The sequence below is a fragment of the Mycobacterium sp. SM3041 genome (genome assembly GCF_039668335.1).
Classification (GTDB): Bacteria; Actinomycetota; Actinomycetes; order Mycobacteriales; family Mycobacteriaceae; genus Mycobacterium.
Genome location: NZ_JAYXBQ010000042.1, coordinates 1 through 12,216, shown reverse-complemented (window position 1 = coordinate 12,216; position 12,216 = coordinate 1). Strand labels below are relative to the sequence as shown.

At 67.5% G+C, this 12,216-nt stretch carries 9 protein-coding genes and 1 pseudogene; 3 read left to right on the top strand and 7 right to left on the bottom strand.

Going from position 1 to position 12,216, the window contains the following annotated elements:
- Nucleotides 1-2 precede the first annotated feature (2 nt).
- Nucleotides 3-932 (bottom strand): LLM class F420-dependent oxidoreductase, encoded by a 930-nt coding sequence (locus VXD91_RS11330; protein WP_346415435.1) that lies wholly within the window; start codon nt 930-932, stop codon nt 3-5.
- An 18-nt stretch (nt 933-950) separates the two neighbouring features.
- Nucleotides 951-1,496 (bottom strand): hypothetical protein, encoded by a 546-nt coding sequence (locus VXD91_RS11325; RefSeq protein ID WP_212808124.1) that lies wholly within the window; start codon nt 1,494-1,496, stop codon nt 951-953.
- A 101-nt stretch (nt 1,497-1,597) separates the two neighbouring features.
- Between VXD91_RS11325 and VXD91_RS11320 the strand changes: the two are divergent.
- Nucleotides 1,598-2,648 (top strand): annotated as a pseudogene (locus VXD91_RS11320) (sulfate ABC transporter substrate-binding protein).
- Nucleotides 2,645-4,402, top strand: coding sequence for a SulP family inorganic anion transporter (locus VXD91_RS11315; RefSeq protein ID WP_346415434.1), 1,758 nt, complete (start codon nt 2,645-2,647; stop codon nt 4,400-4,402). Before VXD91_RS11320 ends, VXD91_RS11315 begins: the two are co-directional and overlap by 4 nt.
- 9 nt (nt 4,403-4,411) lie before the next feature.
- Here VXD91_RS11315 and VXD91_RS11310 read toward each other — a convergent pair whose 3' ends face one another.
- Genes VXD91_RS11310 through VXD91_RS11290 form a run of 5 tightly spaced genes read right to left on the bottom strand, consistent with a single transcriptional unit; the run spans nt 4,412 to nt 10,395 of the window.
- Entirely contained in the window at nt 4,412-4,708 is a 297-nt protein-coding gene (locus VXD91_RS11310; protein ID WP_212808126.1) for a hypothetical protein, read from the bottom strand.
- A gap of 19 nt (nt 4,709-4,727) precedes the next feature.
- Nucleotides 4,728-4,994 (bottom strand): hypothetical protein, encoded by a 267-nt coding sequence (locus VXD91_RS11305; protein ID WP_346415433.1) that lies wholly within the window; start codon nt 4,992-4,994, stop codon nt 4,728-4,730.
- Between the two features lie 33 nt (nt 4,995-5,027).
- A complete protein-coding gene (locus tag VXD91_RS11300) occupies nt 5,028-7,874 on the bottom strand; it encodes an AMP-binding protein (protein ID WP_346415432.1) in 2,847 nt (948 codons plus the stop codon).
- A gap of 53 nt (nt 7,875-7,927) precedes the next feature.
- Nucleotides 7,928-8,905, bottom strand: coding sequence for an alpha/beta fold hydrolase (locus tag VXD91_RS11295; RefSeq protein ID WP_212808128.1), 978 nt, complete (start codon nt 8,903-8,905; stop codon nt 7,928-7,930).
- A 14-nt stretch (nt 8,906-8,919) separates the two neighbouring features.
- Complete coding sequence (locus tag VXD91_RS11290) at nt 8,920-10,395, bottom strand: NAD(P)/FAD-dependent oxidoreductase (protein ID WP_212808129.1); 1,476 nt, start codon at nt 10,393-10,395, stop codon at nt 8,920-8,922.
- A gap of 569 nt (nt 10,396-10,964) precedes the next feature.
- Here VXD91_RS11290 and VXD91_RS11285 point away from each other — a divergent pair.
- A partial coding sequence (locus VXD91_RS11285) for an HNH endonuclease signature motif containing protein (protein WP_346415430.1) occupies nt 10,965-12,216 on the top strand: 1,252 nt, incomplete at its 3' end.

Genomic DNA, 12,216 nt, shown 5'->3' with positions numbered 1-12,216 from the left:
GGTCAGCGTAGCTGGGGAATGACCTCCGTGCTGAAGAACTCGATGTGGTCGAGATCGGCCATGTCCAGCACCTGCAGGTAGATGCGCTCGACCCCGGCCGCGACGAACGGCGCCAGCTTGTCGACGATCTCCGCCGGCGTGCCGACGGTGGGGGAGTTGCCGCGCATCTCGTCGACCTCGCGGCCGATGGCGGCGGCCCGGCGGGCGATCTCCGCCTCGTCCTTGCCCGCACACAGCACGAAAGCCGCCGAGTACGTGATGCTTTCGGGCGCCCGGCCGGCTGCTTCGACGGCCGCCCGGACCCGGCCGAACTGGGTGGTCAGGGTGTCGATGTCGACGAACGGAATGTTGAATTCGGAGGCGAACCGGGCGGCCAGCGCCGGGGTCCGCTTGGCGCCGCCACCACCGATGATGACCGGCGGATGGGCCTGTGCCGGCTTGGGCAGCGCCGGGGAGTTCTTGACGGTGTAGTGCTTGCCGGTGAAGTCGAAGTGCTCGCCGACCGGGGTGTCCCAGAAGCCGGTGATGATCTGCAGCTGTTCTTCCAGCCGGTCGAAGCGTTCGCCCAGCCCCGGGAACGGGATGGCGTAGGCCTCGTGCTCTTCGGCGAACCACCCGGCACCGAGGCCCAATTCGACACGGCCCCCGCTCATTTCGTCGACCTGCGCGACGGCGATGGCGAGCGGGCCCGGGTAGCGGAACGTCGCGGAGGTGACCATGGTGCCGAGCCGGATGGTGCTCGTCTCACGGGCGATGCCGCCGAGCGTCACCCAGGAGTCGGTGGGGCCGGGCAGCCCGTCGCCGGCCATGGCCAGGTAGTGGTCGGAGCGGAAAAACGCTGAGTAACCGAGCCTTTCGGCGGCCTGAGCGACGGCGAGCTGGTCGGCGTAGGTGGCACCCTGCTGTGGTTCGACGAATACCCGGAAGTCCATGCCGCCCAGCCTAATGAATCAGAACGACTTCACACCCGCCGTCGAGACGAACATCCCATGGCCCGTCGCCGCATTGGTGAAGCGGGTGCCTTCGGCCCCGGCGAGGATGGTCCAGCCCACCGCCGAGTACGTCTGGTAATCCAGCGTCACGGTTGGAATGGCGCCGAGATTGCCCACCACCCAAGACAATCTGCCGTCGGCGGTGACCCGGACGCCATTGGCGCTCTCTCCGCTGACCTTGGGTGGGTTGGTGAAGGCCGACTCACAGTCGACTTCGGTCTTGCTGAGTTGGCACCGGGTCTGGCCGGATTTGGTCGCGATGAAGACATAGCCGTTCTGCGGAGCGAGCGCCTGGGCCGTCGGTGGCGCGGCGCTCGGTGCGGGGAGGGGGCTCACCGGAACCGGGCGGATCGCCTTCTCACTCGGGGTCGGCGTGCTGGTGGCAGACGTTTCTCCGCTGGGCAGCCCCGACTTCGGGCTTCCGGGGGTGGTGCTGTCGCAGCCGGCAAGCAGCGCGGCCACCAGCGCAGCAGTGGCAGACATGGTGAGCCGTGTGTGGTTCATCGGCCATCAGGCTACGGGAGATCTGATCGCGCTGATCCAGACCGCTGCCCCGGCGCGTCCTGCTGCCTAACGTCGATCTTCCGTAGTGAACAGAGGTGGCGATGAGCAGAAAACACATATCCCCGCTCGGCGTGGTCGGCGTCGTCGCCATCGCGGTGGCCGGAGTTCTGATCGGGTTCAAGAACATTCACGGTTCGTCACCGGACGCGCTGCTGAACGTGTCGTACGACCCGACGCGTGAGCTGTACGCGGCGCTGGACCCGCAGTTCGTCGCGCAGTACCGCAAGCAGTCCGGCGTCACCGTCGACATCGCACAGTCGCACGGCGGATCCGGCCGGCAGGCGCGCAACGTCATCGACGGTACGTCGAAAGCCGGTGTGGTGTCCCTGGCGTTGGTCAGTGACGTCGACAAGCTGGCCAAGCGCGGGCTGATCGCCAAGGACTGGCAGCACCGGCTGCCCAACAACTCGGTGCCCTATACGTCGACCATCGTGTTCGTGGTCCGCAAGGACAAACCCGAAGAACATCCATGACTGGCCCGACCTGGTCAAGGACGATGTCTCGGTGGTGACGCCGGACCCGCGCACCTCGGGCAACGGCAAGCTGAGCGTGCTCGCCGGGTGGGGTTCGGTGACGACCCGCGGCGGCTCCGAGGCGGCGGCCCACGATTACCTGGCGGCGTTGTTCAAGCACGTCGCCGTCGCCGATGAGGGTGCGCGCGGCGCGGCCACCAGCTTCGCCGTGCAGAAGATCGGCGATGTGCACCTGACATGGGAGAACGAGGCGATCCGCGAGGTGGCTGCGGCACCGGGCGAGCTGCAGATCGTGTATCCACCGGTGAGTATCAAGGCCGAGCCCGCGGTGGCCTGGGTCGATGCGAACGTGGCAGGCAAGAAGACCGAGGCCTACGCCAAGGCCTACCTGAACTACCTGTTCACCGACCCGGCGCAGGACGTCATCGCGAAGTACGGGTACCGCTCCATCAACCCGCAGATCCAGGCCAAGTATCGCGCCCAGTTGCCGGACATCGCGCTGTTCCCGGTGACCGCGATCGCCAAGGACTGGGACGACGCCGCCGAAAAGTTCTTCGGCGACAACGGAATCGTCGACACCATTCATATCCCTGCGCAGCGAACGGTGGTGGGATCGTGAGCCTGCTTTCCAACCTGAAACCCGGCTACGACCGCACCCTCGCCCGGCGCGATCTGATCGCCGGTCTGACGGTGGCCGCCATCGCGCTGCCGCAGGGCATGGCCTACGCCCTCATTGCCGGCGTCGACCCCAAATACGGTGTCTTCTCAGCGATCGTGGTGACGCTCATCGCGTCGATATTCGGCTCGTCGTCGCACCTGATCAACGGACCCACCAGCGCCATCTCGCTGTTGGTGTTCAGCTCGTTGGCGTTCATCGATCCGGAGAACCGCACCGAGCTGTTCGAGGCGCTGTTCGTGCTCGGGGTGCTGGTGGGCACCATTCAGATCCTGATCTCGGTGTTCAAGCTGGGTGACCTGACCCGCTACATCTCCGAGTCCGTGATCGTCGGGTTCATGGCGGCAGCCGCGTTCCTACTTGCCTTGGGCCAGTTGGGGAATGCGCTCGGAGTCAAGGACCGGGGCAACGGCAACATGCAGGTGCTGTACCGCACCTATCTCACGCTGTTCCACGGCGACGCGATCAATTACCGAGCCGTGGTCCTGAGCGTCACAGCTGTCGTCGCGGCCGTCGTGCTCCGAAAGTTGGTGCAGCGCTACGGCTGGCCACAGATCGACATGCTCGCCGTGTTGGTCATCGCCGCGCTGATCGCCTACTTCTCGGGCTGGTCCACACCCGGCCACGGCGGTAAGACCGCCGTGTCGATCACCGGGAAGATTCCCGCCAGCCTGCCCGACTTCCACATTCCTGTGGTGCATTGGGAGTGGCTGCCGCATCTGTCGGAGGGCGCGCTGGCGGTCGCTTTCATCGGCTTGATCGAGGCGCTGTCGATCGCGAAAGCCATTGCGCACCAGACCCAGCAGAAGATCGACTACAACCGGCAGATCGTGGCGGAAGGGCTGGCCAACCTGACCGGTGGCTTCTTCCAGAGCCTGCCCGGTTCGGGTTCGCTGTCGCGGTCGGCCATCAACTTCCAGGCCGGTGCGGCCACCAGATTCTCCGGCGTCATCGCGTCGGCAGCGGTGGCCGGCGCCCTGCTGCTGTTCGCGCCGCTGCTGAGCTACATCCCGAAAGCGGCGCTGGCCGGCCTGCTGCTGGTGACCGCGGTTCGCCTGGTCGATTTCCAGCGACTGGTGCACACCGTCAGGGCATCGCGTTATGACGCCGGTCTGGTGATCGTCACGGCAATCACCGGCGTGGTCGTCGATCTGGACAAGGCGGTGCTGCTGGGCGTGGCGCTGTCGATCTTGCTGTTCGTGCCGCGCGCCTCCAAGCTCAAGATCGCCGAGCTGGTGGTCACGCCGGAGCGTGTGGTCCGGGAACGGGTCGGCGACGAGCCCGACAATCCGGCGGTGCTGATCTACGACATCGAGGGAGAGTTGTTCTTCGGTGCCGCACCGGAAATCGAACACGCACTGGACGCGCTCACCGAGCGGGTCAAGAACGAAGGCACCCAATTCGTGGTGCTCCGCCTCAAGCGGGCCCGCAACCCCGACGCGGTCGGCATCGAGCGTGTCGAGCGGTTCCTGCATGACCTGACCGAGTTGGGTGTCACGGTCCTGCTGGCCGGGGTCCGGCCCGACACCCTGGACGTCCTGAGCAACGTCGGGCTGCGCGACTGGTTCCCGGACGAGCGCATCTTCCCGGAAGAGGAGAAGGAGTTCTCGGCGACGCTCAAGGCGGTCCGCTACGCGGAGTCGCGGCTGGTCCCCGCGCGCGTCGGCAGCGACGAGGAGCTGTACTACCTGGTCTGACCGGGTCCGCTACTGCGGCAGCAGCGGCGGGCGGCAGATGTTGTTGATCGGGTCCCACCACGCGCCGTCGCGGCAGTCGAGCGGTGTCGTCGAGACCGGCGGCCGGCAGCTGTTGATGTTCGGGTCCCACCAGCCGCCGGGACAGTTCTGCACCAGCGGGGCCTGGCACCGGTTCTGCACCGGGTCCCACCAGGTGCCGTTGTCGCAGTCCGCGTTGCTGACGGCCGGTGCGATCGCAGCGGTGATGGCCATGGGTGCCAAGGCGGCCGCGGCGATGACGGCGGCTCGCTGCAGAGTCTTGTGCATGCCGTCAGCCTAAATGGCCTCAGTTACAAGGCAAGTCACCCCGTGTGTAGTAGGGCACCCCGGCCGGGGTGTAGCACGGTGGCCGGCCGGCGGCGGCCTGGGCGGCGGCGTCCTCCGGAGCCGCCGCGGCCACCGCCGCGTCGCCGGCGATGTTCGTGCAGCCACCGGCACTGACGTGGCGACCGCCGACGCTGCCGCACACATCGGCGTGTGCGGCCGGTGCGCCGACGGCCGGCACGGCCGCAGACGCCAGCAGGAACAGCACTGCAGCAATGCTTTTCTTCATGTGACGATTATTGACGACTTCGTCAGGCCGGTGTCAGCTTTCCTTGTAACTGCCGTCGTCGGTCCGGGTGAAGTAGCGGCCGGGCGGGGGCAGCGGGTCGCGGCGCAGCGGCCCGGCGACCGGGCGGTGCCACGGCGTCATCGGCACCTCGTCGACGACGCGGACGAACGCGGGCCGCTGCTGGAGCGGCAGGGTCGCGAGCGCCTCGTCCAGGTCGGCCGCGGAGATGTCCTGCCCTTCCAGCAGGGACACTGCCGCGACCGCCACTTCGGCGTCGTCCGAGGCGACGCCATAGGTGTGCACCAGGTCGACGGCGGGCAGCTTGCCGAGGGCCGCGGTGATCGGCAGGGACGCCACCACTTCGTCGGCGGTGCGGATCTGGGTGTCGACGGAGTCGATCAGCCAGTAGTCGCCGTCGGCGTCCCGGCTGACCAGGCTGCCGCTGGAGAACCAGGCGTCGCCGGCCTCGAACAGATTGCGCAGCGGCGGCGCCGACGCGGTGGTGGCCGAGCTGATCTTCACCAGCAGCAGACCGGTCTCGTCGTCGGCGCACCGGATGGCGTACCCATCTGCGCCCGAAACGACTTGCTGCGCTTCGGGATCCCACCGCACGACCTCGACCGTCGCACTACCCGGGAGCGGCCGGCCCAGCGATCCGGGCTTGGCCGGGTTGACGTTGGCCAGGATGGCCTCGCCCTCACTGGTGGACCAGAAGTCGAGAACTCCGGCCGGGGCGAACCGGTCCAGCACGCGGCGCCACAGGCCGCGCGGCATGCCGGAGCCGACGAACAGGCGCACCGAGTGGTTGCGCTCGGCGGGCTGCGGCGCGGCGTTGACCAGTGGCCGCAACTGCGCCCACGTGTAGCAGACGATGGTCACGCCGTAGCGGCGCACTTCAGTCCAGAACGTGGTCGGGTCCAGGTCCTTGGCCATCGCCAGTCGGCTACCACCGGCGACCGCACCGCCGATGCCGGTCAGCAGACCGGAGGTGTGGTAGATCGGGTTGATGCAGTAGACGGTGTCGGAGTTGTTGAGCGTCGCCGACGTCGCAGTGCCGTACGCCGACAAACCGAAGCGGCCGTTGGTGACTCGGATGGGGCGGGGATCGTCGTCCGGGCCGCCGAAGAAGATGAACGCGAGCTCGCCGGCGCGGCCCGGGTTGGGGCGGTACCAGTCCGGGATGCGCACGGCGTTGGTCTCGCCGATCTCCAGGGCGGTCAAGGTGCGGTCCCGGTTGAGGTACGGGGTGTCCAACAGGAACGTGTGCAGCGGACGGCCGGCGAAGTCGGCCTCGGAGTGTTCGGGGTCGGCGATGACGCGGTTGACCCTGCCGAGTTCGACCTCACGCGCGGTATCGGCGCCGGGGCGGAGCATCACCGCCACCGCGCCGATGCGGTTGAGCGCCGTCACCACCGCCAGCGCCGACGGGCGCGTGCCCATCAACACGCCGACGTGCTCACCGGCGCGCACGCCCGCGGCGAGCAGGCCGCGTACCACCGCGTCGATACGGACCTTGTTCTCGCCGTAGGTGTAGCTGCGGTCCTCGTACATGAAGCTGACGTCGTTGGGTGCGTGCTGCGCCTGCTCATCGAACAAGAGCGCCAACGAGATTCGGGTGTTCGCGTCCAGTCTCCGGATGCGCGCCAACCGGGGCATCTGCCGCGACACCGTGCCGAACATGCCGCGCACGTCCCCGACCGAACGGGCGACGGAGCCGGCAACCATGCGCCCGGCGTCGATCAACGCCTGGACACCCTCGGCCGGTCCGGTCGGCGCCGGTTCGGCGGCGGTGGTCGCGGTGTCGACCTTGGTGACGTGCTCCGGCTGCGGGCCCTTGCCCTCGGCATACCGCATCCAGTCGGCGACCAGCGGCCACGTGTGCGACGTCGCCGTGCTGCCGACCACCAACCCGAAATGCCCGGCGTGCAAGGTGCTTTCGTAGATGTCCGCGCGTGGCGCCGCACCCAGGATGCCGCGCACCGAGGCCGGCGGGGCGATCTCGTCGACATCGCCGACGAACGCCAGGATCGGCGAGGTGATGTCGGCGAGCGTCACCGGCCGTCCGGCGATGCTGAACCCGCCCGTCAGCATCCGGTTGTGCATCAGGAACTGCTGCAGGAACTCGGCGAGTGCCGGGCCGGGCCACGCCACCCAGCCGTCGTTCATCAGGTAGCGGCGCTGCCCTTCGCGCGGCAGCAGGGCGTCGCGGTCGTGCAGTGCGGCCAGGAACTGCAGCTGGCCCGTCACCGCTTTCACGGGGTCGAGCAGCTGGAACCCGAGCCGCGTCGCCCAGCCCGGTACGGACCGGCCGCGCAGTACGTTCTCCATCACGAACCCCATGCCGGGGATCGCGATTTCTGCCGGGACACCCATCGGGGCCGTTTTGCTGAGATCGACCGGGCTGCCGAAGGTGATGACGCTGGCGATGCCGGCACTGCGCCGGTACGCGGAGGTCTGATAGCAGAACATGCCGCCCTGCGAGTAGCCGGCGAGGTGGACGTCGCCGCCGGTCAAGTTGACCATCTCATCGATGGCCGCGTCGACCGCCAGCACATGATCGGCCAGGTTGCGCTCGAGACCGCCCGCTTCCTTCTCCGGCGAGCCGAAGTCGATGACCCACGGGTCGATGCCGTTGTCGATCAGGGTGCGGACGCCGCTGGCCTGCGGCGATACGTCGAACACGTCGGCGGTGAGCATCAGCGGCGGCACCAGCAGCACCTGGGGACGGCCTGCCTCACCAGTGGTGCGGTAGCGCCGCAGCTTGTGGATGCGGCCCTGGGCGACGACGTCGTACGGCGCCGGTTCTTCGCCCGTCTCCAACCCGCCGTAGCGAGCAACTTCCAGCCAGTTGCGAGTCGTCGCCACAACCCTGTCGAACATTCAGTCCGCCCTTTCGCTCAACACTCGGTGCAGATCATGCCAAGCGGACGCGTTCACCACGGCAGTTTGACCGCCAGCCGCGGTGCCGGCGGGTTCGTCGACCGCAAATGCACGTCGGTCGAACGGATCGGATCGAGGACACGGGTCAGGAAAGTTAGCTGATCAGCGAGCGCCGCCTCATGGCAGGGGCCGTCGTAGAAATCGAAATGCTCGGCGGGGTACTCGACCAGATGGGCCAGGTACCCGGCCTTCTTCGCGGCGCGGCGGGCGGCATCGGGCGGCGCGATGAGGTCGTTGGTGCCCACCTGCACCAGCAGCGGGCACTCCAGTTCACTGGCGTGGACGGTCGGGCGGTTGAACGCCATCTCGAGCACGGTGCGGGCGGCGAACTCGTTGCGCCAGGTGGGGCCGGCGAGGGCGGTGTAGGCCTCCTCGGACCCGGGCGTGGTGAGAGCCGCGGTGGCGCCGGGTTGTCCGACGACCGGCAGATAGTGCGGCCGGCGGCCCAACCGGGCTCCGGCGGCATCGAACAGCCCGTGCGCGAGCACGCGGGCTATCGGCCCGGCCCCGGCCGCCCGGAATGCCTGCAGCAAGGCGGCCATGCCGTCGGTCGCGGGACACATCGAAACCACCGCGGCCACGCGCTGGTCCTCGGCGGCGACGGCGATGACGTGCCCGCCCGAATACGACGTGCCCCACAGCGCGATGCGGTCGCGGTCGACGCCCGGGAGGTTTCGGGCGGCGTCGACGGCGGCGTGATAGTCCTGCCGCTGCTTGTTCACCGAAATATCCTGGCGGGGTTCGCCTTCCGAATCGCCGAAGCCGCGGTAGTCGAACAGCACCACGTCCATTCCGGCGGCGGCGAAAGGCTCGGCGAACGGCATGAGGCCGGAGTCGCGCGTGCCGCCGAAGCCGTGGGCCATGACGACGCACGGTCGCCCGCTCTTTCCGGTCAGTGCGTCGCTCCGGGCGGTCAGATGCGAAGCGGCACAACGCTCGCCGTGACTGATGAATACGAAGTCGGTTGTCATGATCGCTCCTTCGGTCAGACCACGGACAGCGGTGCGGCGGCGGGTGTGAAGACGAGGGCGGGATCCTCGATGGGCCCGTTGCGCAGCCGCTCCTGATCCATTTCGTAGGCATGCTTGAACGCCCACGGGCCGTAGGTGCCGCCGCGCGGGAACTTCGCGACGGCCCGCTGGACATAGCCGGACGTCATGTCCAGCAAGGGAACTCGTTCCATGGTCCCGTCCTCGAGGATCGGGACCACCTTGGCGTAGCCGTGCTCGTCCATGTAGTCGAGCATTCGGCAGAAGTGCTCGCACACCAGATCGACCTTCAAGGTCCAGGCGATGTTGGTGTAGCCGACGGCGAACGCGAAATTCGGCACGCCGGACAGCATCATGGCCTTGTAGACCGTGAGGTCCGGGAGATGCAGCAGGTGTCCGTCGACGCTCAGCGCGATCTTCCCGAAGGGGACCATGTTCAGTCCGGTCGCCGAGATGATGATGTCGGCAGCCAGTTCCTGGCCGGACTTCAAGAGGATGCCGTGCTTGGTGAACCGCTCGATGTGGTCGGTGACGATCGACGCCTTGCCCGACGAGACCATCTTGAACAGGTCGCCGTCGGGCACCATGGCCAGGCGCTGCTGCCACGGGTTGTACCTGGGCGTGAAGTGCGTGTCGACGTCGAAATTCTTGGGCAGCTGTCGAGCCACGTTGGCGATCAACAGCTTTCGCATCAGCTTCGGGTGGCGCATACACATCTTGAACATTCCGCGGTTCAGCGAGATGTTCTTGCGCCGCACGATCTTGTACGCCCGCTCGTGGCCGAGCACCTTGTTGAGCACGTTGGCGATCGGGTCGGACGCCGGTATCGAGAACACGTAGCTCGGGGACCGCTGCAGCATGGTGACGTGCGCGGCCTTGTCGGCCATGTTCGGGATCAGCGTGACGGCCGTCGCGCCGCTGCCGATGACGACGACGTTCTTGCCGGTGTAGTCCAGGTCTTTCGGCCACAGTTGGGGGTGGATCACCGGGCCCTCGAAATCCTCGCGGCCGGGGAAGTCGGGGATGTACGGGTTCTCGTAGTCGTAGTACCCGGTGCCCAGGAACAGGAAGCGTGAGGTGAACGTCTCGGTGTGCCCGTCGTGGGTGGTCGAGACGGTCCAAAGCCCTTGCCGGGAGTCGAAATTCGCCGAATCCACGTGGTAACCGAACCGGATGTGGCCGGCCAGGTCGTTCTCCTCGACGGTCTGCTGCAGGTAATCGAGGATGATGTGCCCGTCAGCGATGGACTTGCGGTGCGTCCACGGCTTGAAGCCGAAGCCGAAGGTCGGCATATCCGAGTCGGACCGGATACCCGGGTACTGGTGCAGGCTCCAGGTGCCGCCGATCGCGTCTCGTCCCTCCAGGACCACGAACGACGTACCCGGGCGAAAATGCTTGAGGTGATACGCCATTCCGATGCCGGAAATACCGGCGCCGATGACCAGGACGTCGATGGGAGCGGTGGTTGTCATGGGCACTCCTTTGCCGGTCCGGCGGGTGTACCTGACTCTAATTCCGCGGCGCGTCGTCCATGCCGGGTTTCGCAGGCCCGGCAATGCACCCTCGACGGTTAGGTGAGCTGGGTAAACCGCGGACGGGATTGTCGGTCCTACCTCCTCCCATGGCGGCGGTGCCGGGGATCGTCGACGGTTAGGTGGGCTAGCTGTCTATCGAGGGGCACGCGCCCTGGTTCTCTGACGGGAGCCTCTGATCGTCGACGGTTAGATCAACTAGTTGTCCTTGGATGGCTCACACGACCCGGGTCGCTTCGGCACCCGTAGTTCTCGGGGGCGGGTGTCGGACCCTCGACGGTTAGGTTGACTAATCGCTGCTACTGCGCCGCGTCGTTGACCAGTCGTCCTAACCGTCGGGGATCGGCGCCTCTCGCCGGGCCGAGTTGGCTAGTTGCCCTAACCGTCGACGATCCCCGCCCGGGCGTCAATCTTGCTGGGGCTCTTCTGTTTAGGTGTCCTCATCGTCGTCGATGCCAGACTGTGGCAACCGCCTGGGCTTGTCGGTGGGCAGGTCTACATTCGAACGTATGAGCGAAACAAATAGTGATCCCCACGCCGCGGCCGCGGCGGTCGACGCGATCACCCTCGCCTCTCGCGAGGAGAACGCCGCCGGCGCCCGCCGCCTGGCCGCGATCGGCGACCTGTGGGAGCTACGAGCCCCCGACGACGACATCGAAAAACGGTACTGGGCGATCGACGGCTACGCCGGACTGGTCGTGGAGGTCGCCGCCGCGCTGGGGATGTCCCGCAAACGGGCACAGGCCCAGGTGGACCGGGCGGTGATGCTGCGCACCCGCCTACCCAAAGTCGCCGCCGTGTATGCGAAAGGGCTGATCGATGCGGTGATGGTCGCGATGATCGTCGCCCGCACCGACCTCATCATCGACGACGACGTCGCCCAACGCGTCGACGCCGACCTCGCCGCCAAGATCGTGGCCTGGGGACGATTGTCGAAACCGAAAATGGAACAACGCATCGACGCGATCATCGCCAACGCCGACCAGGCCGGTGTGCACCCACCCAAACCCCCGTCACAAGCCCGCTACCTCGACATCCGCGCCTGCGGCCCCGGCGCCGCCAGCGTCACCGGTGTCGTGGATGCGGCGACCGCCGCGGTGCTCGACGCCGCCCTCGATGACCTGGCCCGCGGGGTGTGCAAGCACGATCCGCGCAGCCACGATCAGCGGCGGGCCGCCGCCATCGACGCCCTGGCCCGCGGCGGCCGGCTGCGCTGCGAATGCGGGCAAGATGATTGCCCCGCCGCCGCGGTCGCGGGCGAGTTGCCGGCGCCGACGGTCGGCACCCGGACGGTCATCCATGTCATCGCCACACCGCAGGCAGTGGACGGCGGCGCTCCCGGGTTCCTGCCCGGGTACGGGCAGATCCCCGCCGACCAAGTCGCCCGACTGGCCGACGACGCGACCATCCGCCAGGTGGACCTGCCACCGGATGCGGCCGAACCCCGCTACCGGCCCTCGGCCAAACTCGCCGAATTCGTCCGCTGCCGCGACCTGACCTGCCGATTCCCCGGCTGCGACCGGCCCGCCCAAGCCTGCGACATCGACCACACCACCGCCTATCCCGCAGGGCCCACGCACCCGTCAAACCTCAAATGCCTGTGCCGATTCCACCACCTGCTCAAAACCTTCCACCCTTGGCAGGACCAACAGTTCCCCGACGGCACCGTCGTGTGGACCGCCCCCACCGGGCACACCTACATCACCAAACCCGAAGGCGCCCACTGGTACCCACAACTGGCCCAACCCACCGGAACACCCG

What these genes read in the sequence shown, in the direction of transcription:
- VXD91_RS11330 (WP_346415435.1), bottom strand. Translation starts at nt 932, where the DNA reads ATGGACTTCCGGGTATTCGTCGAACCACAGCAGGGTGCCACCTACGCC.
- VXD91_RS11325 (WP_212808124.1), bottom strand. Translation starts at nt 1,496, where the DNA reads ATGAACCACACACGGCTCACCATGTCTGCCACTGCTGCGCTGGTGGCC.
- VXD91_RS11310 (WP_212808126.1), bottom strand. Translation starts at nt 4,708, where the DNA reads ATGCACAAGACTCTGCAGCGAGCCGCCGTCATCGCCGCGGCCGCCTTG.
- VXD91_RS11305 (WP_346415433.1), bottom strand. Translation starts at nt 4,994, where the DNA reads ATGAAGAAAAGCATTGCTGCAGTGCTGTTCCTGCTGGCGTCTGCGGCC.
- VXD91_RS11300 (WP_346415432.1), bottom strand. Translation starts at nt 7,874, where the DNA reads ATGTTCGACAGGGTTGTGGCGACGACTCGCAACTGGCTGGAAGTTGCT.
- VXD91_RS11295 (WP_212808128.1), bottom strand. Translation starts at nt 8,905, where the DNA reads ATGACAACCGACTTCGTATTCATCAGTCACGGCGAGCGTTGTGCCGCT.
- VXD91_RS11290 (WP_212808129.1), bottom strand. Translation starts at nt 10,395, where the DNA reads ATGACAACCACCGCTCCCATCGACGTCCTGGTCATCGGCGCCGGTATT.